Source organism: uncultured Psychrosphaera sp., from assembly GCF_947500655.1.
GTDB lineage: Bacteria > Pseudomonadota > Gammaproteobacteria > Enterobacterales > Alteromonadaceae > Psychrosphaera.
In genome coordinates this window covers 154,457-180,320 of the sequence record NZ_CANMSK010000005.1, presented here as the reverse complement: position 1 = coordinate 180,320, position 25,864 = coordinate 154,457, and the positions used below count along the sequence as shown (strand labels likewise).

27 protein-coding genes and 1 riboswitch are annotated in these 25,864 nt (G+C 36.8%); of the genes, 17 read left to right on the top strand and 10 right to left on the bottom strand.

Going from position 1 to position 25,864, the window contains the following annotated elements; all coding sequences use genetic code 11:
- The first annotated feature begins 2 nt into the window (after nucleotides 1-2).
- Genes ctaD through Q0940_RS06855 form a run of 3 tightly spaced genes read left to right on the top strand, consistent with a single transcriptional unit; the run spans nucleotide 3 to nucleotide 3,052 of the window.
- Entirely contained in the window at nucleotides 3-1,526 is a 1,524-nt protein-coding gene (gene ctaD, locus Q0940_RS06865) for a cytochrome c oxidase subunit I (protein WP_299266120.1), read from the top strand.
- A 37-nt stretch (nucleotides 1,527-1,563) separates the two neighbouring features.
- Entirely contained in the window at nucleotides 1,564-2,145 is a 582-nt protein-coding gene (locus tag Q0940_RS06860) for a cytochrome c oxidase assembly protein (RefSeq protein WP_299266058.1), read from the top strand.
- Between the two features lie 22 nt (nucleotides 2,146-2,167).
- Nucleotides 2,168-3,052, top strand: coding sequence for a cytochrome c oxidase subunit 3 (locus tag Q0940_RS06855; protein ID WP_299266055.1), 885 nt, complete (start codon nucleotides 2,168-2,170; stop codon nucleotides 3,050-3,052).
- A 46-nt stretch (nucleotides 3,053-3,098) separates the two neighbouring features.
- Here the strand turns inward: Q0940_RS06855 and Q0940_RS06850 are convergent, their stop codons facing one another.
- A complete protein-coding gene (locus Q0940_RS06850; RefSeq protein ID WP_299266052.1) occupies nucleotides 3,099-3,314 on the bottom strand; it encodes a DUF2909 family protein in 216 nt (71 codons plus the stop codon).
- A gap of 40 nt (nucleotides 3,315-3,354) precedes the next feature.
- On the opposite strand from Q0940_RS06850, the gene Q0940_RS06845 reads away from it, so the two are divergent.
- The 7 genes from Q0940_RS06845 to Q0940_RS06815 all read left to right on the top strand — a co-directional run bounded on the left by Q0940_RS06845 (nucleotide 3,355) and on the right by Q0940_RS06815 (nucleotide 9,060).
- Nucleotides 3,355-4,140 carry an SURF1 family protein gene (locus Q0940_RS06845; protein ID WP_299266050.1) on the top strand — a complete coding sequence of 262 codons (786 nt, stop codon included), beginning with the start codon at nucleotides 3,355-3,357 and terminating at the stop codon, nucleotides 4,138-4,140.
- The gene (locus tag Q0940_RS06840) at nucleotides 4,130-4,639 is read left to right on the top strand and encodes a hypothetical protein (RefSeq protein ID WP_299266048.1); all 510 of its coding nucleotides are present in this window, start codon (nucleotides 4,130-4,132) and stop codon (nucleotides 4,637-4,639) included. Before Q0940_RS06845 ends, Q0940_RS06840 begins: the two co-directional genes overlap by 11 nt.
- Before the next feature lie 60 nt (nucleotides 4,640-4,699).
- Nucleotides 4,700-5,722: a COX15/CtaA family protein gene (locus tag Q0940_RS06835; RefSeq protein ID WP_299266045.1), complete on the top strand. Its 1,023-nt coding sequence runs from the start codon at nucleotides 4,700-4,702 to the stop codon at nucleotides 5,720-5,722.
- A 14-nt stretch (nucleotides 5,723-5,736) separates the two neighbouring features.
- Nucleotides 5,737-6,645: a heme o synthase gene (gene cyoE, locus Q0940_RS06830; RefSeq protein WP_299266042.1), complete on the top strand. Its 909-nt coding sequence runs from the start codon at nucleotides 5,737-5,739 to the stop codon at nucleotides 6,643-6,645.
- Between the two features lie 8 nt (nucleotides 6,646-6,653).
- The gene (locus tag Q0940_RS06825; RefSeq protein ID WP_299266039.1) at nucleotides 6,654-7,283 is read left to right on the top strand and encodes an SCO family protein; all 630 of its coding nucleotides are present in this window, start codon (nucleotides 6,654-6,656) and stop codon (nucleotides 7,281-7,283) included.
- Nucleotides 7,284-7,519: 236 nt separating this feature from the next.
- A complete protein-coding gene (locus Q0940_RS06820) occupies nucleotides 7,520-8,014 on the top strand; it encodes a DUF2937 family protein (RefSeq protein ID WP_299266036.1) in 495 nt (164 codons plus the stop codon).
- A 398-nt stretch (nucleotides 8,015-8,412) separates the two neighbouring features.
- Nucleotides 8,413-9,060 (top strand): hypothetical protein, encoded by a 648-nt coding sequence (locus Q0940_RS06815; RefSeq protein ID WP_299266032.1) that lies wholly within the window; start codon nucleotides 8,413-8,415, stop codon nucleotides 9,058-9,060.
- Nucleotides 9,061-9,162: 102 nt separating this feature from the next.
- On the opposite strand, the gene Q0940_RS06810 is transcribed toward Q0940_RS06815, so the two are convergent.
- Complete coding sequence (locus Q0940_RS06810; RefSeq protein WP_299266029.1) at nucleotides 9,163-10,179, bottom strand: polysaccharide deacetylase family protein; 1,017 nt, start codon at nucleotides 10,177-10,179, stop codon at nucleotides 9,163-9,165.
- Between the two features lie 76 nt (nucleotides 10,180-10,255).
- On the opposite strand from Q0940_RS06810, the gene Q0940_RS06805 reads away from it, so the two are divergent.
- Nucleotides 10,256-11,506, top strand: a complete 1,251-nt coding sequence (locus Q0940_RS06805; protein WP_299266026.1) for an MATE family efflux transporter — start codon at nucleotides 10,256-10,258, stop codon at nucleotides 11,504-11,506.
- Here Q0940_RS06805 and Q0940_RS06800 read toward each other — a convergent pair.
- The gene (locus Q0940_RS06800) at nucleotides 11,499-11,780 is read right to left on the bottom strand and encodes a hypothetical protein (RefSeq protein WP_299266023.1); all 282 of its coding nucleotides are present in this window, start codon (nucleotides 11,778-11,780) and stop codon (nucleotides 11,499-11,501) included. The genes Q0940_RS06805 and Q0940_RS06800 overlap by 8 nt on opposite strands.
- An 88-nt stretch (nucleotides 11,781-11,868) precedes the next feature.
- Nucleotides 11,869-12,447 carry a Fe-S biogenesis protein NfuA gene (gene nfuA / locus Q0940_RS06795; RefSeq protein ID WP_299266021.1) on the bottom strand — a complete coding sequence of 193 codons (579 nt, stop codon included), beginning with the start codon at nucleotides 12,445-12,447 and terminating at the stop codon, nucleotides 11,869-11,871.
- Nucleotides 12,448-12,598: 151 nt separating this feature from the next.
- Here nfuA and Q0940_RS06790 point away from each other — a divergent pair, with 151 nt between their 5' ends.
- Nucleotides 12,599-15,154, top strand: coding sequence for a M14 metallopeptidase family protein (locus Q0940_RS06790; protein ID WP_299266018.1), 2,556 nt, complete (start codon nucleotides 12,599-12,601; stop codon nucleotides 15,152-15,154).
- A gap of 14 nt (nucleotides 15,155-15,168) precedes the next feature.
- Here Q0940_RS06790 and Q0940_RS06785 read toward each other — a convergent pair whose 3' ends face one another.
- Entirely contained in the window at nucleotides 15,169-15,837 is a 669-nt protein-coding gene (locus Q0940_RS06785) for a phosphoribosyltransferase family protein (RefSeq protein ID WP_299266014.1), read from the bottom strand.
- 91 nt (nucleotides 15,838-15,928) lie between these two features.
- On the opposite strand from Q0940_RS06785, the gene bioH reads away from it, so the two are divergent.
- From bioH to Q0940_RS06770, 3 genes are all read left to right on the top strand, one after another.
- Nucleotides 15,929-16,705 carry a pimeloyl-ACP methyl ester esterase BioH gene (gene bioH / locus Q0940_RS06780; RefSeq protein ID WP_299266011.1) on the top strand — a complete coding sequence of 259 codons (777 nt, stop codon included), beginning with the start codon at nucleotides 15,929-15,931 and terminating at the stop codon, nucleotides 16,703-16,705.
- Nucleotides 16,706-16,814: 109 nt separating this feature from the next.
- Entirely contained in the window at nucleotides 16,815-17,114 is a 300-nt protein-coding gene (locus tag Q0940_RS06775; RefSeq protein ID WP_299266008.1) for a hypothetical protein, read from the top strand.
- Between the two features lie 6 nt (nucleotides 17,115-17,120).
- On the top strand, nucleotides 17,121-18,155 hold the full coding sequence (locus tag Q0940_RS06770; protein ID WP_299266007.1) for a putative metalloprotease CJM1_0395 family protein: 1,035 nt from the start codon (nucleotides 17,121-17,123) through the stop codon (nucleotides 18,153-18,155).
- A gap of 92 nt (nucleotides 18,156-18,247) precedes the next feature.
- On the opposite strand, the gene Q0940_RS06765 is transcribed toward Q0940_RS06770, so the two are convergent.
- The 5 genes from Q0940_RS06765 to Q0940_RS06745 all read right to left on the bottom strand — a co-directional run bounded on the left by Q0940_RS06765 (nucleotide 18,248) and on the right by Q0940_RS06745 (nucleotide 22,823).
- Nucleotides 18,248-19,033, bottom strand: coding sequence for a SprT family zinc-dependent metalloprotease (locus tag Q0940_RS06765; protein ID WP_299266005.1), 786 nt, complete (start codon nucleotides 19,031-19,033; stop codon nucleotides 18,248-18,250).
- Nucleotides 19,034-19,036: 3 nt separating this feature from the next.
- Nucleotides 19,037-19,678, bottom strand: a complete 642-nt coding sequence (locus tag Q0940_RS06760) for a thiol:disulfide interchange protein DsbA/DsbL (protein ID WP_299266002.1) — start codon at nucleotides 19,676-19,678, stop codon at nucleotides 19,037-19,039.
- Between the two features lie 122 nt (nucleotides 19,679-19,800).
- Entirely contained in the window at nucleotides 19,801-20,790 is a 990-nt protein-coding gene (locus Q0940_RS06755) for a serine/threonine protein kinase (protein WP_299265999.1), read from the bottom strand.
- The gene (gene ccoG, locus Q0940_RS06750) at nucleotides 20,790-22,208 is read right to left on the bottom strand and encodes a cytochrome c oxidase accessory protein CcoG (RefSeq protein WP_299265996.1); all 1,419 of its coding nucleotides are present in this window, start codon (nucleotides 22,206-22,208) and stop codon (nucleotides 20,790-20,792) included. The genes Q0940_RS06755 and ccoG overlap by 1 nt, the downstream gene beginning before the upstream one ends.
- A gap of 123 nt (nucleotides 22,209-22,331) precedes the next feature.
- Entirely contained in the window at nucleotides 22,332-22,823 is a 492-nt protein-coding gene (locus tag Q0940_RS06745) for a DUF3299 domain-containing protein (protein ID WP_299266118.1), read from the bottom strand.
- 131 nt (nucleotides 22,824-22,954) lie between these two features.
- Here Q0940_RS06745 and Q0940_RS06740 point away from each other — a divergent pair, with 131 nt between their 5' ends.
- Together Q0940_RS06740 and Q0940_RS06735 are read left to right on the top strand one after the other, a co-directional pair.
- A complete protein-coding gene (locus tag Q0940_RS06740; protein ID WP_299265993.1) occupies nucleotides 22,955-23,425 on the top strand; it encodes a GNAT family N-acetyltransferase in 471 nt (156 codons plus the stop codon).
- A gap of 36 nt (nucleotides 23,426-23,461) precedes the next feature.
- A riboswitch (TPP riboswitch) is annotated at nucleotides 23,462-23,574 on the top strand.
- A gap of 92 nt (nucleotides 23,575-23,666) precedes the next feature.
- On the top strand, nucleotides 23,667-25,805 hold the full coding sequence (locus tag Q0940_RS06735) for a TonB-dependent receptor (RefSeq protein WP_299265990.1): 2,139 nt from the start codon (nucleotides 23,667-23,669) through the stop codon (nucleotides 25,803-25,805).
- Nucleotides 25,806-25,864: the final 59 nt, after the last annotated feature.

Genomic DNA, 25,864 nt, shown 5'->3' with positions numbered 1-25,864 from the left:
TTATGCGTTGGTTATTAACAACTAACCATAAAGACATTGGTTCTTTATATCTTTTATTTTCATTACTGATGTTTTTTATTGGTGGTGCAATGGCTATGGTCATTAGGGCTGAGTTATTTCAACCTGGGCTGCAAATAGTTGAACCAGACTTCTTTAATCAAATGACAACGGTGCATGGCTTGATTATGGTGTTTGGTGCCGTTATGCCCGCGTTTGTTGGTTTAGCTAATTGGATGGTTCCTATGATGATAGGCGCACCAGATATGGCGCTGCCGAGAATGAATAACTGGAGTTTTTGGATCTTACCTTTTGCATTTTTAATACTATTAATGTCTTTGTTTATGGAAGGTGGCGGTCCTAACTTTGGTTGGACTTTTTATGCACCACTTTCTACCACTTACAGTAATGACAGTACCGCATTGTTTGTATTTTCAGTTCACATTATGGGGATCTCCTCAATAATGGGGGCGATAAACGTGATTGTCACCATATTTAATTTACGAGCCCCAGGCATGACCTTTATGAAAATGCCGCTGTTTGTTTGGACTTGGCTGATCACTGCATTCTTATTGATAGCAGTCATGCCGGTTTTAGCTGGTGCTGTAACTATGGTGTTAACCGACAAGTACTTTGCAACGTCATTTTTCAATGCCGCAGGTGGTGGCGACCCCGTGATGTTCCAACATATATTCTGGTTCTTTGGTCACCCAGAAGTGTACATAATGATACTGCCTGCATTTGGCATTATCTCGCAAATTGTTCCTACCTTTAGTCGTAAAAAACTGTTTGGTTATTCATCTATGGTGTATGCCACCGCATCAATTGCACTCTTGTCGTTTTTGGTCTGGGCTCATCATATGTTTACCACAGGTATGCCGCTTGCTGGCGAACTGTTCTTTATGTATTGCACTATGTTGATCTCGGTGCCCACAGGGGTAAAAATCTTTAATTGGGTGGCAACCATGTGGCGAGGGTCATTAACGTTTGAAGTGCCCATGATGTTCTCAATTGCCTTTATCGTCCTATTTACCATAGGTGGATTTTCAGGCTTGATGTTAGCCATTACACCTGCCGATTTCCAATATCATGATACTTATTTTGTGGTCGCTCATTTTCATTATGTACTGGTTACCGGCGCTATATTTTCAATTATGGCGGGGGCTTATTATTGGCTGCCAAAGTGGACCGGTAATATGTTTGATGAAAAGTTAGCAAAAACCCATTTTTGGTTATCATTAGTATCAGTAAACGTGTTGTTTTTCCCGATGCATTTTGTAGGTCTGGCGGGAATGCCAAGACGAATACCTGACTATGCTTTGCAGTTTGCTGACTTTAACGCAGTAATAAGTATTGGAGGCTTTGCATTTGGCTTATCTCAATTGTTGTTTGTTGCTGTGGTTTATAAATGTATTAAAGGTGGTGAAAAAGCGACAGCCCAAGTTTGGGAAGGTGCTGAAGGATTAGAATGGGAAGTTCCTTCGCCAGCTCCGTATCATACCTTTGAAACACCACCGACAATTAAATAGATACTGTTAATTCAACGACTAAATAGGTTGAGTTTTAATGAAAGATGAACAGAAAACACAACAGGCTACCAACAAACTCGTTAAGAAGTTAGTGGTAACTGTATTTCTAATGTTTGGTTTTGGCTTTGCTTTGATTCCGCTGTATGACATTTTTTGTGATATCACCGGACTTAACGGTAAAACCAGCGAAGTCGCTGCATCACAATCTTCTTTCGTGGATAAAACTAGAACCATCAGTGTTGAATTTATTGCAAGAACTCAGGGTAATTTACCTTGGATATTCAAACCAGAAGTAAAAAAAATGAATGTCCATCCTGGCGAAATGCATCAACTCAATTTTATAGTAAAAAATAACTCAGTAAGCAATATGGTTGTGCAGGCAGTTCCTTCAGTGAGTCCTGGTATTGCCGCTGCATATTTTAATAAAATCGAATGTTTTTGCTTCAATCAGCAACCTCTAGAGCGTGGAACGTCTGCTGATTTAGGGTTGCAGTTTTATATAGACAAAGATATTCCGGCTGAATATTCAACCGTTACTTTGGCTTATACCTTGTTTGATATTAGTGAAAATATTGAACAAGACGAATTTATAAAATTGTTCGCAGCAAACAAGAATTAATGCTCATTTGAGAGGGCAGAATATGAATAATAATGAATATGAAAAGTATTATGTACCATCACAAAGTCCATGGCCTATTGTGGGCGCGATTGGGTTGTTTTGTATCGCCTTTGGCGCTGGTAATTATGTTAATGATATTAAAAACCAAGTAACTGGTTTTGGTGGTTATTTACTTTTTGCTGGAATGGCAATTACCATCTTTATGCTCGTGGGCTGGTTCCGTAACGTGATTGATGAGTCCATGTCTGGCAAATACAGCAAGCAACTAGATAGATCATTTCGTCAGGGAATGAGTTGGTTTATTTTTTCAGAAGTTATGTTTTTTGGTGCATTTTTTGGTGCTTTATTATATGCCCGAGTCTTCTCTGTTCCTTGGTTAGGTGGTGCGAGTAATAATGCGATGACGCATGAAGTTTTATGGCCTGCATTTGAAGCTATTTGGCCATTAACAAAAACACCAAGTGGTACAGTCACTGAAGCTATGGGCTGGAACGGCTTGCCACTTATCAATACGATTATATTATTAATATCTTCAATTACCTGCCATTTTGCACATGTTGGTTTGGAGCAAAATAAACGTAAGCAGCTTAAATGGGGTCTAGGGTTAACCGTGCTTTTAGGCTGTATTTTCTTATTTTTACAAGTAGAAGAATATACTCATGCATATCAAGAAATGGGCTTAATGTTATCTAGCGGCATGTACGGAAATACCTTTTATTTACTCACTGGTTTTCATGGTTTGCATGTCACATTGGGCACCATAATGTTGTTCATTATGTTTTTAAGAATTGTAATTAAAGATCACTTCACACCAGAGAATAGCTTTGGTTTCCAAGCTGCGAGTTGGTATTGGCACTTTGTTGATGTGGTTTGGGTTTGTTTGTTTATATTTGTTTATATCATTTAGATTGTATAACCCTGCCAATAAATATTGGCAGGGCGTATGTACAATATTAAAAAGGTCTGGGGTTAAGCTGAATAACACCAGTGAATAAACAAATTAACAGTATCGAGATAAGTAACACGGTATAGATTAATCGTTTACCAATAAAGTACGACATAGGCTTTTGCTCTGGATGTTGTTTTAACATTGAAGTCATAGCTTTAAATAAGTTAAATATAATGAAAATTAATATTAATCCGATAGCGATTTTGACTATTAGTGCCATACATTAATTTCCTTTATCTTAGTTTTTGGATTGCAGTATATTGATAATATTTCAACGCTTTTCAGTATCAATTTTACCTTTGGTGGTTACTTTGGCCGCTTTTGTTGCAATGTGCAAGTTAGGTTTTTGGCAATTAGATAGAGCGGAACAAAAGCGTCAACAAATCGCATTATTTTCACAGCAAGGTGAAATTACTGGCGAAGATTTATTGCAACGTACTGCAATAACACTCATTGAACTTAATGGGCGTAAGGTAAAACTACACGGCAAGATAGTTACCGACAATACTTGGTTATTGGATAATAAAACCTATAACGGAAAAGTTGGCTATAACGTGATAACGACTCTTCAACTACAAGGTAAAGAGCAACAAAATCAAACACCACAAGCCAAGCAAGTATTAGTCAACTGGGGCTGGATTCAGGCTAGTAAATATCGTTCTGAATTACCAAGAATAACTCTACCTGACAATATTGAATTAACAGGGGTTGTCAGAACCACAGATTTTAAACAGTTTTCACTGCAGCAAGGGCAAGACGAAAACGGTTGGCCAAAACGAGTCCAGTCTATTTCTAGCATTATTGCCAACTTAGATACACAGGACGTGTTACCCGTAGTGGTTTATGCAGACACTAATGAAAATATAAATTATCCACAAATATACAAACCAGTGGTTATGTCACCAGAGAAACATCAAGCCTATGCGGTGCAATGGTTTTTACTCGCATTGTCTAGTCTCGTGGTCTTTATGTTTGCCAGCTTGCATAAAGGTAAACAAATTCAAAAAACACCAAGATCGTCGTTAAAGGAAAACAATGAAAACTAAATCTTTTTTCACTATTTTTGTAGGCATGGCAGTTGCGTCATTTGTACTGGCTTTTATGGTTTTAAAGTTTGGTTGGTTTACTCCAGGCGCTACAGCAAAAGGTCAATTTGTTGATCATGAAATAACGTTAGGTTTAGTTGAGTTATCTGACAGACCTATGTGGCGGTTAGTGTTTCAGCCAAATCAGCATGACTGTGATAAAAAATGTGAAGAGCAGTTATACGGTTTAAACCAAACCTATATTGCTTTAGGAAAATTACAAAAAAGAGTTGATGCTTTGGTGTTAAACGAGTCGCTTGATTTCTCCCAATATCCGTTACTGAAACGTCAGCAAGTAACTAATACTGAATTAGATATGGACCATATTTATCTTGTTGATCCATATGGCAAGGTGATCATGCAATACGCAGGAAGTGTCTTACGCGAGGATACAATAAAAACTAGCAAAGACATTCTGGCGGATTTAAAAAAACTACTGAATTACGCCAGAGTTGGCTAAAAGTAGGTTGGTTATGTGAAAAATCATGCTCAAAATAATAAGAAAAAAGGAGCCATCTATATGGTACGCACGTTATATAAACTTAATGTAATCGCCATTTTTGTTGCTGCGGTGGTGGTTATTTTAGGGGCTTATACTCGGTTAACAGATGCTGGGTTAGGCTGCCCGGATTGGCCAGGGTGTTATGGTTTTATGTCGGTGCCTACTCACGAAGCTGATATCGCTCATGCCGAAGGTATTTTTCCTGATAGACCTGTAGAACATGCTAAAGCATGGAATGAAATGATACATCGTTATTTTGCTGGTTCGTTAGGTTTGATAATTTTAGCTATGTTTTTATTAAGCATTAAAACCAAACAAAAAATGATACTCCCTACTGTATTACTGCTGACCGTTTGTTTTCAAGCGTTACTAGGTATGTGGACAGTTACGTTAAATTTGATGCCGTTAGTCGTTTTGGGGCATTTGCTCGGCGGCTTTACTACTTTCTGTTTACTGATTGTTTCGTTGTTAACGCTGCGCCGACAAAGTAATACTAGCCATATTATGAATTCACCATCTTCTTTATGTCGCCACTTATATAGACTATCTCAAAGTGCTTTATTGTTACTGGTTTTACAAATAGCCTTGGGCGGTTGGACTGCATCTAATTACGCGGCGGTGGCTTGTACTGATTTACCCATTTGTGAAAGTGGCTGGACTGAGAAGTTTGATATAAGCGAAGCGTTAACTATTCCCACAGGGCATCATAATTATGAATATGGGGTTCTACCGTATGAAGCTCGAATGTCTATCCATGTTTTACATAGATTTGGTGCCGTCGTTGTTTTGTGTATTTTTGCGGTATTGGCATTTAATTTAATACGTTCAAAAAGCACTGAATTGAAAAAGCACGGCATTGTGTTATCAATTCTGGTGTCTACTCAGTTTTTATTAGGTGTAAGTAATGTGGTATTTCAACTGCCAATATTTATAGCAGTAAGTCATAATTTTATAGCGTTATGTTTGTTAGCAAGCTTAGTGACTCTTATGTTTAATCTAAAGTCACAAGGGCAGCACCAAGCATCCTTAATACGTAGATAAAAGGGTAATTTATTATGAATGTTTCTAAATCATTTCAATTACAGTTTATACAGCCTTTAGTACAAGTGTTGGCCGATCTCTATGAGATCACCAAGCCTAAAGTCGTGGCTATGTTAGTGATCACTGCCATAGTAGGCATGGTGTTATCACAAGAAAGTTTACCTAGCTTATGGTTAATGGCCGTCGCTTCCATGGGGATTGGTTTACTTTCTGCTGCTGCGGCAGCACTTAATCATATTGTCGATCAAAAGATAGATGCAAAAATGGCGCGAACGTATAATCGGCCTTTGGCCAAAGGACGGATTAATAATACGCAGGCAATATTATTTGCCCTGTTGTTAGCCTGTAGTGGTTTTGTTTTACTGTATTTAGAAGTAAATGCGCTAACGGCATGGTTAACCTTGTGCAGTTTATTTGGCTATGCCGTTGTATATACATTAGTGCTAAAACGATTAACACCGCAAAATATTGTTATTGGTGGTTTAGCCGGTGCAATGCCTCCATTACTGGGGTGGACATCAATAACTGGTGAGTTACATCCTCATGCATATTTTTTAGTGATGATTATTTTCACTTGGACCCCACCACACTTTTGGGCTTTGGCAATTCATCGGAAAGAGGATTATGCAAGGGTGAATATACCAATGTTGCCAGTTACACATGGTTCTGAGTTTACCAAAATGACGATAGTGTTATACACAGTATTACTGTTGTTAGTGTGCCTTTTACCTTATTTGGTTGGCATGACAGGACTTATTTATTTAGCGTCGTCTTTAGTGTTAAACTTAATGTTCTTACGATATGCATGGTTACTAAAAACTAGCGAAGACAAAGCATTAGCAATGGAGACGTTTCAATTTTCCATTAAGCATTTGTTATGGCTGTTTGTTGCTCTGCTGGTTGATCACTTTTTTAAATTTTAGGTTATTAAATGAAACTTCAAGAAAAACTCGGCTTATTGCTAGCTGCAGCGATTGCGTTATTTGTTGGCCAATATTTTTACCAATTAAATGAGCAGAAGCAATATTCTGAAACCACATTAGTTTATCAACAGCCCAGAGAAATTCAGCCATTTAAACTTTACGATCAAAACGAACAGCTGGTAGATAACCAAGCAATTGCCGGTAAATGGAACTTAGTCTTTTTAGGTTATTTATCTTGTCCAGACATTTGCCCTATGACTATGGCTAAATTAAGCAGCGTATTACCAGAGTTGAATAAACTAGCAGCGGAGCCAGTACAAGTATTGTTTGTATCGGTTGATCCTAAAAGAGACAGTGCTGACAAGCGTAAAAAGTATGTTGAATATTTTAATTCAGACATTCTAGGTTTGGGCGCAGAGCACAAAGACTTGTTTCCATTTGTTAGAAATTTAGGCCTGATGTATTCCATTCCAGATAACGACGCAAAAGACTATTTTGTAGATCACAGTGCTTCAGTTGCTGTTATCAATCCAAACGGAAAAATAGTCGCCATGTTTAAGCCAAAAATAGAACTTAACCAAGTACCAACCATAGAATCTAAGATACTAGTCGAAGACTTTACCACCTTGGTTGATTAACACTTATTCATCAGCTTGATTTATATACTGTGTTGGTGACTTGCCCACCAAGGCATGAAAAAAGAGATAATGTTTATTTTTTGGGGTTACGAAAGCCTAACTGTTACGTGAGAAAGCGATGGTAAAGGATAACGTAATTTGCTAAAAATAAATAAGAGGAACCAAGCTGTCAGAAAGTTATCTGGTCTACACAGCGCAAGACAAGAACACATAGCAAGTAACTAGGAGGAACAACTTTGATTGGAAAATTAGCTGACAAAATTATTTTTGGTACTGCGTTAATTATCGCACTGCAGGTTCCTCAACTGGCTGATCATTATCAGCAGTTTTTATCTGGATTATATGAGTCAACCAAGTGGCAAGTTGATGGATATGAGGCTACTGCTAAGCAGCATGAATATCCTGATCTCAGAGCCATGATCAATCATCACTTAGAAAATGATGATGCCAGCGTAAGAACAGATGCTACACAAAAACTTTATACCCTTGAGTTATATGATGAGTTAACAAATGGTGTGATAGTTTTTGAAGAAGGAAACTTGTTAGATAAAGCTATTTATATGTTCAATCCTGCAAGGTACGGAAATTTAGAGAAAACCGTTAGCAACTTCAAGCTTGGCATACCGTTAACTCTAAACGGAATTGCGTTTGGGGTGATAGTAGGCTTGTTAATAAACTACATTATAACACTGCCATTTATTCTGTGGACTCGACGTAAAAATCACTTATAGGTGCTTTCAGTATCTTGAGTGGTTTAATCAAGCTCTTTGCTATTGTTTATTTTAGACACACAGATTAAACAAAATATAACTACAGAGATACAAAGTACATGGAGAAAAAGACAGAAACTATCAATGTATGAAATCAATTTGTCTTGTTCATAATGTAGAAAGGTTAGGAACCGTCGACAAGAAAGCAAGCGGTGATGCTCACTCCAATTTCAAGAGCTTATTCTCTAATTTCAGAAATTAGAATCAACCAATTTTCCTCTTAATTTCAAATCACTACCAATTAATTTGCTTTCTAAAATACTTAGTAGTTACAAATTTATCGTGCTAAATAGAGTCTAGCAAGAATCGGTGTTTTAATTTAAAGTGGGATATCCTTATAACTTTTAAAACGGATTATTATGAAAAAGTATATAACATTAATAACTATTGGATTAAGTATATTGTTAGCTGGTTGTACAGCCCGACCGGAATTACCAAAAAAAATAAACACAAATGCGTTAGATAATAATTATTCTTTAATTGTGGGTTCTCTATCAAGAGCTAACGGTTTACAGAGTTTTGATAGCTGGTCGTTGTTATTCAGATCAATTAATGCAGACATGATATACAAGAATTTTATAAAAGGTAAAATGGATAAAAGCGTACCTTTTGGTAAGTACGATTTTGATTTTAAAGAGAAGAAAAACTCAGGTAATATTTTTGCGTATATAGTTCCGGCTGGGGATTATGAAATTTATGGTACACAGATAACTCAATCATATGGCTATACGCATACAAACTGGCAAGATAGCGACAATTTTTCAATTAGGTTTCACGCTGAAGCTGGAAAGATCACTTACATAGGGGAGTATGCAATTCAACCTGTATACAATGGTAAAAATCTTTTTGGTGCTTCTTTAGTGTCATCAGGTTATTGGCTTATTGCTGATAAATCAGAAAGAGACTTAGCTTTGCTCCAGAAAAAATACCCTAATTTAAATTGGAATGAAGTTAAGAAAGACATAATAGAATACCCTAACACGCCAATTTTTGTTCGAGAAAAGTAATTAAATATAAATGAACCATCTGTTTCTCAATAGACAAAACTCCAATTAGCTGCCATTAGGCAGCTAATTATCTATATATGTTTGTAAAGTTCTTAATTTTAGTTACAAATTTATCCATAATTTAGACATCCAATAAAAACGTCCACTATGTTTGATGGATGGGGCCGTGCAGTTGTATTTAACTCGCCCTTTAGGAATGTCATGTTTTGAAGCAATTTTAAAGTCTAACTCTGACGTCCACTCTGGTTTTTGTGGCTTATCCGATCCACTAATAAAGCACGCTAGCTGGCTTTGGTAAAAGTCTTTATTTAGTAAGCTTACTTCTAATAATGGTTTGCTACTGCCCGGCTTCGTATCGCTAGGAGCAATAGATTTTATATTGAACGGTAAGCTGTTTAACTTAGCTTTAAGTGTCTTAGGGTTAGCGTAAATTCCGTTTGCTGGAAATCTCGATAACGCTAAAATATCACTAGTTTCATTAACCGCGCCTGAGTGTTGCGCAAAACCAACATAACCTAGCTTCTTTAGGTCTTGTTTAATTTTCTCATCATATTCACCATATGGATAAGCAAGTAGCTTGTGTGATTGGTTTAATTTTTCTGTAATTATCTTGTCAGCTTGTTTGATGTTGTCCATCATCTGTTTGTCAGTTAAACCGTCTTGTATTAGGTTTTCATGTGCCATTGTATGATTGGCAATAATACCTTGGTGTTCAGCCAACTCTGCTAATTGATCCCAGTCTAAATACAGTTTGCTTGGTCCAACCATTTTAGGATTTACAAATACGGTAAATGGAAAGTTATATTGTTTTAACAAAGGCAAAGCATTGTCATATACACTGTGGTATCCATCATCAAATGTAATGGCAACCCAGTTATTATCTACAGGTGTATTTGCTCTAATGGCATCAGTGATTGTCGTTAACGGAACAACGGTTAATTTTAAGGTATTAATTAATTCTAAATGCTCTTTGAATTGTTCAGTGGAGACGCTGGTGGATTTCGGGGTTTTATCACTGACATGATGATAAATTAAAATAGTTGCAGCATCCGCTTTAAATACCATACTAGCGGTAATAACAAGAACAAATAATACTTTCTGGATAACTCTTTGGTTCATAATGATAATTTCTACTTTTCAAAAATTTAGTTTACATACTATTAGTGCAAGAAAGATCTGGGTGCTTGCGTGGCCGATGATTCTAGCAAATATTAGCGTGCCTTTGTTAGGTTTTGTTGATGTGGCGGTGATAGGGCATTTACCTTCACCTGCATTTTTAGCTGGAACAACATTAGGTAGTTTAGTCGTAATGGTGTTGTTTTGGTTGCTAGGATTTTTGCGTATGTCTACTACCGGATTAGTTGCGCAAGCATTTGGCAATAAAGACACTCAGCAAGAAGCGATAGTTGTGTTGCAAGGCGTGGTGATAGCGCTTCTGTTAAGTGTAGTAATATTAGTTAATCAGTCGAGTTTGTTTAGTTATTTTATTTCCTTATTAGCGACTGATGTAGACTTAACGGCTTCTATAAACGCGGCCACATCCTACTTTTCAATACGAATATGGACAGCGCCAATTAGTTTGATCAACCTTGTATTTACTGGCTACTTAATTGGTAAAGGACAGACAAAGACGGTTTTGTATGCATTATTAGTTTGTAACTCGGTGAATTTAATTGCTGATATTGTTTTAGTGCCAGTTCTTGGGTTTGATGTTGCAGGTGTTGCTATTGCTAGTGTGTTGGCAGAATGTATCTTGTTTATATTTCTGTTTTGTCATGTTTATCCACAAATATCATCTTACTTACGTTTTAACTTAAGCATAGTGCTTGGCAGTAAGCAGCTACTCTCACTCAATGGCTTGTTGTTTATGCGTTCTATGTTGTTGCAGTTATGTTTGTCTTTTATCACTATTTACGCCACTCGTTATGGTGAAGTGGCGGTTGCAACCAATGCTATTGTGATGCAATTTTTCATGTTTATCTCTTTTACTATGGACGGTATTGCATTTGCTTTGGAGTCACTAATTGGTCAACTTTATGGGAAAAAACAAAAACGTAAAGTTACTTTATTTATTAGAACGGGATTGCGGTTAGCTACATTTGGCGCAGTTATGTATTGTTTAATTTATTGGTTATTGGGTGGGTATATTGTTTATTTGTTAACAAATATTCCAAGCTTACAACAAGCATTAGAAAGTTATTATATTTGGATTATTATGCTACCGCTTGTAAGTTTTATGAGCTTTATTTTGGATGGTGTTTTTGTTGGCTTAGCGTATAGCTATAAAATGTTTAAAAGTATGTTGATTGCGGCCATAACTTTTTTCGTGGTGTTTTATTTAACAACAGAGCTAGGTAATCATGGTCTTTGGTTAGCATTTTGTAGTTTTATGTTGGCGCGTGGTTTGTCGCAGTTGTATATGGTGCAAAAGAAAAATTTTATTTGATGTTTTTAAAGCGTTCTTTATTTACTTTTGCTTGATGACGATAAAACGCAATTCTGTTAGACACAATACCAATATAACCTCTAATGGCAAAAATAAAGGCAATACAAATAATAGTTAGACCGAGTACTTGGACAAATGACGGCAAACCAATACCCATATAAACTAACGCAACACCAGCTAAAAATAACACTAAACCAATGATAAATTGTTTAACACTTTTTTGTGGATTAGAACCTTGTTTCACAAGGAAGTTTTGTAGTTTGTCATTTTCCATATTCATCAACTTGTGCCGCATTAATAGTTATAAAAAAGAATAGTCATAAAAAAAGGCAAACTTTAGTTTGCCTTTAACATATCACACATTAGTAATATGAGTGTTCGCCAGCTTCGTGTTCTGTAGTATCTTTCACGCTAGTGATTTCACCTTCAAACTCAACAAGCATTTGTTTTTCAATGCCTTCTTTAAGGGTTACATCAACCATAGAACAACCATTACAACCGCCACCAAACTGAAGGATAACTGCGCCGTCGTCGGTAATATCAACAATTTGTACATTACCGCCATGACTCGCTAAACCAGGATTTACTTCTGCTTCAATAAAGTACTGAACACGTTCACGCAATGGTGAATCATCAGATACTTTACGTGCTTTAGCATTTGGTGCTTTCAATGTTAATTGTGAGCCCATTTGGTCAGTAACAAAGTCAATTTCTGCATCTTCCAAAAACGGTGTACTTTCGCCATCTAAAACGGCTTCAAACCCATTAAATGGTAATATAGTGTCGTCTTTTTCTACCGACTCTTCTGGGCAATAAGATACACCACATTCCGCGGTGCGAGTGCCAGGATTTACAACGAAAACACGAATGCGTGTTTTAGGAGCTTGGTTATCTAACAGTTTTACAAAGTGTTCTTGGGCTGATTCTGAAATTGTGATCATATAAATAACTGACTAAATTACTAGGGTATAGCTATGATACGTTTATTCGTCGCTTGAGCCAAGTCGATCGGCTAATTATTTGTTAATAGATTTGCGATTTAGCTTTGATAGTTGGTAGGGTTAGCTAACTTTAAAAAAGGTGCTCATATCTATGTTCCGTGTAACATCCAAATATCTAATAACTATATTATTAATTGTTAGTTCATTTTCAACACTTGCCGTTGATTTAAAATTCTATTTACCAGACGAAAAGTTTGATACAAATATCCCAACGCCAGAATCTGTATTAGGTTATCAAGTGGGTGATTGGCATGTTAGACACGATCAGTTGGTTCTATATTTTAAAACGTTAGCTAAAAGCTCTGATAGAGTTTCAATTAAGGTAATTGGTAAGTCTCATGAGCAAAGAGAACTACTTCAAGTCATTATTACATCAGCTGAACAGCAGAAAAAACTGGATGTTATTCAGCAGCAACATATCGCTCGACTCTCTAAGTCGAGAAAACCAAGCGCAAAAAAATCACCTTTAATTGTAAATTTAAATTATAGCGTTCATGGCGATGAAGCATCAGGTAGTAACGCTTCATTATTAGTGGCTTATTATTTAGCCGCGTCGAATAATCCAGAAGTATTAAGTTATCTAGATAATATGGTTATTTTACTAGACCCTAGTTTAAATCCAGACGGGCTAAGCCGCTTTGCACAATGGGCGAACCAACATAAAGGACAAAACTTAAATGCCGACCCAAATAACCGTGAGCATGTTCAAGATTGGATTAGAGGTCGTGTTAATCATTATTGGTTTGACTTAAATAGAGATTGGTTACTGCTGCAACATCCAGAGTCACAAGCGCGAATTGAGCAATATCATTTATGGCGACCAAACGTATTAACTGATCATCACGAAATGGGCACCAATAGCACCTTTTTCTTTCAACCTGGGATTAGTTCTAGGAAAAATCCATTTACTCCAAATAAAAATGTTGAGCTAACAAAACGTTTAGCGATGTTCCATGCCAAAGCATTTGATAAACAAAACCAATTGTATTTTACCGAAGAAGCGTTTGATGATTTTTATGCGGGAAAAGGCTCAACTTACCCTGATTTGCATGGTTCAGTTGGGATCTTATTTGAACAAGCGTCTAGCCGTGGGCATTTGCAAGAATCAATCAATGGATTGTTAGCTTTTCCTACCACAATTAAACATCAGATAATGGCGTCTTTTTCTACTTTAGAGGGCAGCTTAGTCAACAAAAAAGACTTACTCGATTTTCAATACGAGTTTGCTCAAGAGTATAAAATCTTGGCTAAAAAAGCCGATCATGTGGGTTATGTATTATCGGAACAATATGACAAAACCAGATTTAATAAACTGCTAACGTTATTACAAAAGCACGATATTCAAGTTTATCCAATCACAAAAAATACAGAAGTAAACGGCCATAAATATAATAAACAAGACTCTGTTTATGTACCGTTAGCACAACCTCAAATGCGACTGATTCAGTCTATATTTTCCGATAGAAAAAGCTTCAACGATAATACCTTTTACGATGTGTCTAGTTGGAATTTAGCGATGGCGTTTAACATAACCTATGACAAAGTAGATTCTAAACGACTTATCACCAAGGCTGATCAACAGTGGCATAAACCAAGTAAACAGGTGGCTAATTTAACGGACAGCTACAGCTACGCAATTGATTGGGCAGACTACCAAGCGCCAGCATTAACCTATGCACTATTAAGCGCTGATTTTAAAGTAAGAGCTTCACTCAAGTCTTTCACAGCCATTACACCAAAAGGAAAAAAAGAATTTAAAGCTGGAACTATGCTAATTAATGCAGGCCTACAAAGTGGTGATTGGTTAGCTGAGTTTAAGCGTATAGTAAATGAGTTTAATGTTCCGGTTTCATCTATATCCAGTGGATTAACTACCAGTGGTATAGACTTAGGTAGCCGTAACATGATGGTAGTTAATAAACCTAATGTACTTATGGTTGGTGGTTTTGGAACTAACTCGTATGAAGTGGGTGAAACTTGGTACTTACTCGACAAGCAATTGGGTTTCTCACCAACTATTATAGAAAAACGCTGGTTGGCGAGTACTAACTTAGATAAATATACACATATCATTATGACAGATGGGAATTATAACAAAGGCGATGATAATTTATTATTAAAGTTAAAAATTTGGACGCAAAACGGTGGCGTATTATGGTCACAAAAGCGTGCTGCATTATGGTTAGCGAATAATGATGTGCTGCAAACTGCTACGTTCTCACAACAAGAAATGAACATGAGATTCGATAAGACAGAGTTAAATTACTCTGATATGGAGTCAATTGCAGGTAAGCAACGTATTGCCGGTGCATTTTTTAATATGGAGTTAGACTTATCTCATCCCTTAGCTTTTGGTTTTAATAAACCTCTATTACCTGTATTTAAAAACCGTACTGACTTGTTAATGGATGGCACTAAAGCATTTTCAAATGTAGCTAAGTATACTCAAAAACCACTTTTAGCTGGTTATGCTGATAATACTAATGTGGTTAAAATCTCAGAGGCTACGGGATTAGTGACACATAAATATGGTAAAGGTGTGGTTATTGGAATGACTGACAATCCAAACTTCCGCTCAATTATGTATGGTACTAATAGATTATTATTTAATGCTCTGTTTTTAGGTGATGCAGTAGAGGCCAAGTAATTCTACCAATCTCATTAATTATACTTTCGGATTGCAACAGCTGCTAAATATACAGCTGTTGCGCCTGAATTTAGTAATTCTTGCGCTGCGGCATTAGCTGTATGACCTGTAGTGATAACATCATCCACTAATAATACCGTTTTGCCTTTTACTGTATCCTCACAAGCAAACGCTTGTTTCATATTTTGCTTACGCTCAATCTTATTTAACTCAGTTTGTGGTTGGGTGTATTTTGTTCTTGTTAAGGCATGGGATAATTTTGAATGTGCCGAGTGATCAATAAACTTACACAGTAATTCCGCTTGGTTGTAACCTCTTTGTAGCAACCTCTGACTGTGTATTGGCATTGGCATTATGAGATCGATTGTAGGCCATAAGCTATTTGCTAAGTGCTCATTTAACATTTGGCCCATTAACTTTGCACTATTAATATGATTGTGAAATTTCATTTGGGGTATCCACTGTTCAAATGGCCATTGATAATTACTGACTACCGCAATACCTGTTATAGCATTATGTATTATATGAGAGCTGATACTGGTATATGAATAGAGTAAGTCTGTGCCTAATGGATATAAGTCGAGATCTGACCTACATAAATCACAAAGTAATTCTGTATTATTTTGTGTGCGGCTGTCACATAACAAACAGTCGTTATGAAAAAATTGTTTAATAAATTGCAAAAAACATCCTTATTTTTTGAAGCAATAAAGCAAGCATCGTAGAATGCATACATTCACTTATCTTATTATGTGAATTTAGGAGAGTAAGAATATGCGTACCGATGTTAGTTATAATTTAAGCTCTGAAAAAACACCAATTATTTTATTGCATGGTTGGGGAATGAATAAAACCATCTGGAGTGAGGTTATTAAGTTATTACCTCAGAATATTCAAGCTAGGATACGTTGCTTAGATTTACCCGGTTATGGTGATAACCGACTTGAGTTAGAGGATTATAATTTAGCTGCATTAACTAGTTGGCTAGCTAGTGAAGTTGATAAACCTAGTATTGTTATTGGTTGGTCTTTAGGTGGCTTGTTAGCGCAAAATTTAGCGTTTTGCTTTCCAGAGAAAGTAATTAAATTTGGCCTCATTGCTAGTAGCCCTAAATTTATGAAGAGTGATACTTGGCCTGGAATTAAGTCTGATGTGTTAACTCTGTTTTTGAACCAACTTAGTAAAGATCATGTAAAAACGGTAGAACGATTTTTAGCGATTCAAGCTATGGGCAGTGAGTCGGCTCGTAAAGATATCACAGCCTTAAAAAATGTAGTTTTGAATGTTGAGTTACCATCACAAATTGCGCTGCAAGAAGGGCTAAGAATATTACAAGATGTGGACTTAACAGAACAGTTGTCGCAATTGACTTGTCCAGTGTTCGCTTTGTTTGGAAAATTAGATTCGTTAGTGCCTATAGCTGTTGAGCAAGAAGTGAAGAAAATTAATCCAAATATACAAACAAGCTGTTTCGACAAGTCTTCACATGCGCCTTTTATCTCAGATACCGCTAAATTTAATGCTTGGTTAATTAAAAATATTGAGGAATAACAAGGGATAGGCTGTAAATATTGAAATTAATTGAATTAAGGCTTTATATATAAGTCATATTGGTTAATAATTGTACGTTAGTAGTAGTGGATAAGGTTAGGATTATTATATGCAAATTGATCAAATGCCATCAGCATTCAATTCTGGTTTAACTGGAATAAAAAAAGCCGAGCAAGGTGTCGATGAGGCCGCAGTACAAATCAATAGATTAAACACTGAACAACAAAAAGTTCAGGATGTAAAAGCGGATAATAAAGAAAACCTAGATGCTGTTGAAGCTCGCCCACAGGCGGATTTATCTGAAGCCGCTGTTAAGTTAGTTGTTAATGAACATTTAGCAACAGCAAACACTAAAACAATTAAAACTGCCGATGAAATGATCGGTACGTTAATAGATACAACGGTTTAATTTACCATGTCGATGAACATACCTCCTCATATCCCGCAGGTTGTTGCTAATTCAGCAATGCCTGCAGTGGAGTCATTAGCAAAAGCTAATGCGGTAAGAGAGGTAGTGCCACCAACAGTGCAAGCTGAGGCTATCGTTCCACAAAAATCTAGAGAACAAGATGTTCGTTCTCCGGTAAATCAACCAACATCGTCAACCTACGAAGATATTCAATTAAAACGTTCAGACGCTGAAATTATTCCAGAAAGTGATGATCAGCAAGAAGGCGACCAAACCTCAGATCAAGAAAGTAATTCTTCTGATACAAATTCAGAACAAGCTAATCAAACAGATGCAGCTGATGGTGAGTCAAAACCGTCGGAGTCTTCTGAAGATAGCCAAGCTAAACAGCAAGAAAACCAAGAAAAAGAACAAGAGCAAGTTGAGCTTCAACAAATACAAGAACTTGAACAAAGAGATATTGAAGTTAAAGCACATGAACAAGCTCATGCTGCAGTAGGTGGTACCCATGCAGGTACACCTAATTATGAATATGAAACTGGGCCTAATGGTAAAAAATATGCGGTAGGTGGCGAAGTTTCAATTGATGTATCAAAAGAAGCAACGCCTGAAGCGACAATTCGTAAAATGCAAACCGTGCAGGCTGCGGCATTAGCACCAGCAGAACCTTCTTCACAAGATCGTAAAGTGGCAGCGCAAGCGGCCAGTAATATAGCAGAAGCAAAAGTAGAGTCCGTTAAGCAAAATGCTGAAACCGCTGAATCAAAATCTGATACCAATAACGTTGAAGGTGTTAATGGGGACAATACTGAAACTGGTGATGTAAAAACAGAATCGGATAATAACTCAGGTGAATTCTTAGCAAAAGCATCAGCTAATAATGTTAGTGATGTAGAACTCCCTAATACAATGCCGTTAGCAAAAGATGCTGAGCAAGAAATTAATTCACAAGTATTTCAAAGTAAAACTGCGCAAGTCATTTCAAACCGATACGCAAATGCATCAACACCTCACCAGCAAGGTTTTAGTGCTGTAGCCTAACCCCCAATTTATATCCTTTTAAACATTATCCTAAAAATAAAATATCTAATGATCTCAAAACAATTAATCTGTTGAACGTTAGAGTTAACGAATTAATGCATTGATAAAGCATGGCTATGTTCAAACAGCCACTTTTTACTTGAGTTACAATGTGGACAAAAATCCTTATTCAGCTGCCAAAATTTAGCTGAATGGTTCATATGGGTTAAATGGCTCAGTTCATGGATCAATACACAATCTATTACCCAATCAGGAGCTCCCATTATCATCGGATTTATTCTGATCAATCCTGATGCATAACAGCAACCCCAGCGACGTTTATATAATTTAAACTGTAACTCTTTTGCCGTTAACTGCATCTGTGTTTGCAATTTTTGAAATCTAGGCGTGATGTATTCTTGTGCTTGTTGGTTATAAAACAGAATTAATTTGTTTCGTATATATTGCGGTGGATTTTTAATATTTTTAGGTTGGGTAATAACTAACTGTTTTTCGATACTATCGAGTTTAATATTAAAGCGGGAGCCGGTAACAATAATTAACGTTATCCATTGGCCAAGTAATAAAACTTTGGAACCAGATTGATAGTCGTTTTGGTTTTGAGGACGCAACGTTTGTTGAGTTTGTTTTTCTACAATCCAACTTTGTTTTTTTATTAAAAACGCTTCAATATATGCAAGCTCGGTCCAATAGGGGGCTTTGACTAAAACTGCATTATGCTTGATTTCAACACTCAACGAGCGTCGACGTTTACTCAATTTTAGCTGATATTTTAGTGTGGTATTTTCTGCGGGAAGATAAAGCTCAAAATCTCCATTAACTGCTTTTGGTAAAGCAGTTGAAGGAGATTTTAAGGTACGTTTAAGTAAGTCTAACAATCGTTAGTTTTTCTTAGTTAATTGAACAGCAGCATCTTCAAGTTGAGCAAATAATTCGCTATATGTTTTTACTTTAAAGCCACTGTTTAGGATCTTATATTTACCATTAACAATAAAGGTTGGCACACCAGTAAGAACTTTACGACGCGAAAGCGAGTCTTGCTCTTTTTTCATTTTACTAGCCGCCGCTTTCACTGCGAAGCTGTTAAATGCTTTATCAAATTTTTCACCATCAACATTATGAATTAAGAAGATATTACGGATATCTTTTTCTTTAGTGAAAACACCGCGTTGAACATGGATATATTCAAAAATTGCTTTCGATACTTGAGGCACATTTAAAAGCTCTGATGTTACTAATGCTTTAGTTAGCATTAATTGAATATCTGGACCTGCCGCTCGTAAAAAATCAACGTGGCTTTTTACAAACTTAAAGTTATCCGTTTCGGCTGCTTTTTTTAGGTTATCAGCAAGAGGTTCAAAATTGTGACAGTGTGGGCAATAGTATGAGAAAAACTCTTTTACTTCAGGTGTAGCCGTTGCCGTTGTACTGATCACTTCATAGTGTACGCCTTCTTTCAGCTCTACCGCTGAAACTGAGGCCGCCATGAATACAGCCATGACCAATGTAATTAACTTTTTCATTTAATATAATTCCTATTTGAAAAGACTCACGTCATATTTTAATTTTGAACACCCTCTAATTATTGCCTTTGTAATGTCACATTACAACCACAGATAAGTTATGGGTTATTCCATTCATTAGACTATGGAAATAGGGTTAATGTTGGTTCGTTTAACGCGGCAATCTGTTCTTTCATCGCTAATATCTGTTGCTCCCAGTATTTATCAGTAGCAAACCAAGAAAAATTACGTGGGAATGCCGGATCTGACCAACGTTTAGAAATCCATGCCATGTAATTAACCATGCGTCTTGCTCGTAATGGTTCAATTAAAGAGAACTCAGCATGATTAAATTTATGAAACTCTTCATAGGCATTGATCATTACGTCAAGCTGCATTAACTTTTCTTGGCGATCGCCATTTAGCATCATCCAAATATCTTGAATTGCTGGACCATTAATACAATCATCAAAATCCACCAAAATAGCATCGCTTTTTGCATCATGTGATTGCCATAAAATATTACCGGCATGACAATCACCATGTAATTTTATTGTTTGATAATTCGTATTTGCGTGTTTCAACGTGCGCTCTGTTAATAAAGCGAGGTCGCTAAAAAAGGTATTCTGTAAATAAGAGGGAATGAAGTTTACTTGTTTAATAACCTCTGTAGATTCAAGTAACTCTTGTTCTATATTTATAGTTGCTCTAGAGGTAAACAAACTACTCGAACTGGCTTTATGTAATTTACCTAACAGTCTACCTAACCATTCAAGTTGGTCTAAATTATCCAACTCAAACATACGACCGCCGACACTTTTGTATAAGCAGAATCGGTATCCGTTAAATTCAAATAGTGTTTTACCGTTTATAGTAATAGGCACAACTAATGGTACGTCATGCTCTAATAAGTCGTAACTATAAGTATGTTCTTCTAATATTTGTTCATCGGTCCATCTATTTGGACGATAGAATTTAACTACATAACGTAAGTTGTCATCTGCTTTAAATTGATAAACACGATTCTCGTAACTATTTAATGCTAACAGTCCAGATTCTGGGTAGATACCAATTGATTCAATCGCATCTAAGATCAGATCTGGACCAAGGTTCGAGAAGTCAAAATTGCTCATTATCTTCCTTTGAAGAAGCGCGATTCTTCATATACTTTAACGTCACCATCTTTAGATGTAACGGTTATGGTGATGTTAGTGACTGCCTTTTCTAAATCATAAGGGTCAACCGCTAAACTAATAGGTAGAGTGAATGCTTCACCTGCTGATATATTTACTTCTTTTTCACCAAAGTACTCAAAGTTATCAAGCCCTTCGACGTTAACAACGTAAGTGTTGTCATGCTGACTTTTATTTAAAATCAATAAGGTATATGTATTTTCAATTAAGCCTTCACTGTTTTCTCTAAACAATGCCGTACGGTCTCTGTCTATATTTAACTCAAGCGGTAAACGAGAGGTTATTTGCCATATAAAGGCAACCGTCATAATAAGAATAACCGCAAGGTAACCAAATAGTTTTGGTCTAATAACGTGAGTCTTTTTGCCTTCTAAGCTATGTTCGGTGGTATAAGATATTAACCCTCTGTCATAATTCATTTTATCCATGGTTTCGTTACATGCATCAATACAGGCACCACAGTTTATGCATTCGTATTGTAAGCCATTACGAATATCTATGCCTGTTGGGCAAACTAATACACATAAGTTGCAGTCGACACAGTCACCTAAACCAACTTCTTTAGGTTCTACTTTTCTAGATCGAGGGCCACGATTTTCACCGCGTTCTGCATCGTAAGTTACAGTGAAAGTATCTTTGTCGAACATAGACGATTGGAATCGAGCGTAAGGACAAATATGTAAACACATAACTTCGCGCATCCAACCGGCATTTGCATAAGTACAACCAGCAAAAAATAAAGTCCAACCAACAACGGCACCAGAGCTTTCAAATGTGAAAAAGTTTACAAACAGCTCATCAATAGGCACAAAGTATCCGACAAAACTCAAGGCGGTGAGTAATGAAACAATAAACCAGGAGGTATGCTTTAGACCTTTCTTCCATACTTTTTCGAAGCTCAGTGGTAATGAATCTAATCGCTTGCGTTTATTCGCTGTGCCTTCAATTTTCTCTTCAAACCAAATAAACATAAAGGTCCACACAGTTTGTGGGCACATATAACCGCACCAAACGCGACCATAAAAGGTAGTAACAAAAAACAATAAGTAAGCAGAGATAATCAATAAAGTAGCAAATAAAGTAAGATCTTGAGGCCATAAGGTTAAGCCAAAAATATTAAATTCTTGATTGGCGATATCAAATAAGATGGCTTGTTTTCCATCGTATTTTAACCAAGGCAATAAGGCGAAGACAGCAAGCGATATGACGCCAATTTGTTTCCTAAGCATTTGGTGTAAACCTTTTACTGCTCGGACGTAAATTCGGCTGCGAATATTATACTGTGGCGTTTGATTCGGGTCTGGTTTGTAGACTTTGACGTCACTAGGAATATTTTTAATGTCTATTTTATCACTCATGGGATTTTCCAGATTCTTTAAAATTAAATACAACTCAATTAATAAAGTGAGTTAATACGATTCTGTATATTATTTTAATCTAATTTACAGGAGTAAGTGTTGATCTAGCTCTAATTTAACGAATTAAAAATCGTCGTAAGCAGAAACACTTATCCCTTCCATAGTGTAACCAACTTGGGCTAATTCGCCTTTCCACTCTTTGGTACTTAACTTACCAGTTACCCAAATTGGGTCGTACATAGCTTCTGCTGGAGCACCGTCAGGTAAGGTTACATAGATCAATTGATTAGATGGTGGTGGTGGAACATGAACACAAGCACCAAAATATGGAACCAGTAGAAACTCGGTTACCTTATTGTCATCTCCTTCGAGAGGAACAACAAAACCAGGTATTTTAATAAGTTGCCCGTCTAATTCTTTTACAACAGGGGCGTTGATCGTTTGAGGACCAGCCATAGCTTGGCCAATATGGGCAATATCTGGGGTTCCAGCATCAAAGCCTTTAGGTACTAAGTCGGACCATTCTAATTCTTTGGGTATTGGATCTGCATTAACTAAGGGTGAGACAAAAAGACAAACGGTAATAAAACTATAAACAATTCGTAAAAACATAATACAGGCACAAATATAGTAGTTGAATTAAGTGTGTAGAATACAGCGTGAGCTGATTAAAGCCAAGTTATACGTTGGTAATTTGCGTTCAGTCGCGTTAAATTGTTGTTATAAATAATTAACAAATTTTCAATATGACAAAAATTTTAGACTGGCAGGTTAAATCATTCTCTCAACTGACTACTAATGAACTTTATGACTTACTTAAATTAAGAATTGATGTATTTGTGGTTGAGCAAGAGTGTTATTACCCAGATTTGGACGAAATAGACCGAGAGCCCAAAACGCTACATATATTTAATTATCAAGAAGGTAAAATCACTAGCTATTGCCGTGTACTAGCTCCTGGAGTTGTCTATAAAGAAGAATCTGCAATTGGCCGGGTGATTGTGTCTCAGCAATTTAGAGGGCAAAACTTAGGGTATGAATTGATGCAGCAAGCTATCACACAAACGGATAGACTGTGGCCTGAAAATACATGTCATATTTCAGCACAAGAGCATTTAGCAAAATTTTATAATTCGTTAGGCTTTGAGCAAATCTCAGACATGTATTTAGAAGATGGCATTCCCCATATCGCAATGAGACGTGCAGCATACAAATAATCCTAGCAATTTACCGATTAGAAATTTACACTTGCAGCGAATACCAAGGAGTGTTCCTACTCAATGACGAGTAAGGACTGAGATGCATTAGCAAATCCTTAGAACCTGATCCGGCTTGTACCGGCGTAGGGATGGTGGCATAACCAATATCGATTTGCTTATGCATTATTACACACATCAATTTATCCTCGCTTACGACCGGCTCTTTTGTCTTTCAAATTAGAACAAACAAGAGAACCAAATGAAAACCAGAACTGGAATATACATACCATCTTTCATTGCTATTGGCCTTGCATTGTCAATGCCTGTCATTGCAGATGAGACTCAAAATAAAGAAATAGAAACCATTATCGTTAAAGGTGAGTTATTACCAACTACCGCGCAAAATGCAGCTAACTCAATTGATGTTATCAGTAAAGAAGCGCTAGAAAAAACAGGTGCTGCACATATTCAAGATGTACTGCAACAAGTTGGCAACGTGAATGTTGCATCTGGCAGCTCACGTGCTCGTTTTTTCCAAATTCGTGGTATTGGTGAACGCAGCCAGTTTGTTGATCCAGTAAATCCATCAGTTGGCGTAGCGATTGATGGCATTGATTACACAGGTATTGGAAATGCCGCGACCTTGTTCGATATTGACCAGGTTGAAGTGTTTAAAGGCCCACAAGGCACGAGTGTTGGCGCTAATGCAATGGCTGGTTTCATTAACTTAAATAGTACTGAAACAGGCTCTGATCAAGAAAGTAAACTTCGCTTAGAACTTGGTAATTATGGATTACAGCAAGTGGCTGCTGCATTTGGTGGCGACATTAACGAGGACGTTGAATTCCGAGTTTCTGCAAGCAAGTTGCAAGGCGACGGTTACATAGAAAATACCTATTTAGATCGCAAAGACACGAATGGTTTTGATGAATTAGCTATTCGAGCGGCAGTTGATGCTCAGGTAACTGACGAATATTCAATATCTGCGGTATTACACAAGTTTGATATCGATAATGGTTATGATGCGTTCTCATTAAATTTAGACAGAACAACACTGTCGGATGAGCCTGGCTTTGATCGCCAAGACACCACCGCATTTGGTTTAACGCAAAAATACCTAGGTTTAAATGCGGTAGATCTGCAATTATTCTTAAGTACATCCAGCTCTGATTTAGCTTATGGTTATGACGAAGATTGGTCATACGTTGGTATAGCTCCGGGTTGGGAATACAGCTCTACCGATCATTACTTTAGAGATCGTGCTGCAAATCAAGTAGATTTTTCTGCAACAAGTAAAGATAAAGATTGGGTTGTTGGGCTATATAACCAGTCTTTATCTACTGATTTATTGCGTGAATACACATACGCCGCTGCAGATTTTTCAAGTAAATATGATGTTGTAAACACGGCAGTCTACGGTGAGAAGCGTCATGCATTAGCTGAAAATATAGAAGTGTCAGTGGGTTTGCGTGTTGAGCAATACACAGGTGACTACACAGATTCAAATGCGACCAACAGCGATACAGACGAAACCATGATTGGTGGCCACTTCTCGGCAAATAAACAATATAACGATGAATTTATGGCATATTTCCGTATCAGCCGTGGTTTTAAAGCGGGTGGTATTAATGGTGAAGCGCTTGCCAATGTTAGTAGTGAAGCTGACATCGATTTACAGCAAGAACTGCTTGATAATTCAAGTTTTGAGTCTGAGACGCTTGATAACGTAGAGTTAGGTTTGCGCTTCAATAGTGCGGACAATAAGTTAAGTGCAGAAGCTAGTTTATTCTATTCAACCCGTACTAACATGCAAATCAAGCAGTGGATAACAAACGAAGACGAAGTAATCGCCGGTGGTGAGTCTCCAACATTTATTGGCTATATTTCAAATGCGCCAAGCGGAAGCAACTCTGGTGTCGAAACCAATGTGAGTTATCAATTAGTTGATGCGGTTCGAATTTACGCTGCGTTTTCGATACTAGAAACAGAAGTTAATGATTTTTATCGTTTAGAAGAAGATGAAAATGATAACGAATATCGCCTAAGTTTAGATGGTCGTGAACAAGCTCATGCACCTAAATACCAATTTAATCTAGGTACTGATTGGCAAATAACAGACCGTATTACCGCTAACCTTAACCTATCTGGTAAAGATGAATTTTTCTATTCATACAGCCATGATGAAAAATCTGACTCTGTAGTCTTAACCAATGCGAGCCTTAGTTATAAAGGTGACATGCTTGATGTAACGTTATGGGCTCGTAATATCACAGATGAAGAATACGGAGTTCGTGGTTTTTACTTTGGTAACGACCCAAGAGACGAATACACTCCAAAAAATTGGGAACAATTTGGTGAGCCAAGTGTTATTGGTATAAAAATAGATTACGTATTCTAAATAGCTGCGAATATTAAAAATTTATATTCAAATTTATAAGTGCATTGGTGAAAATTGAC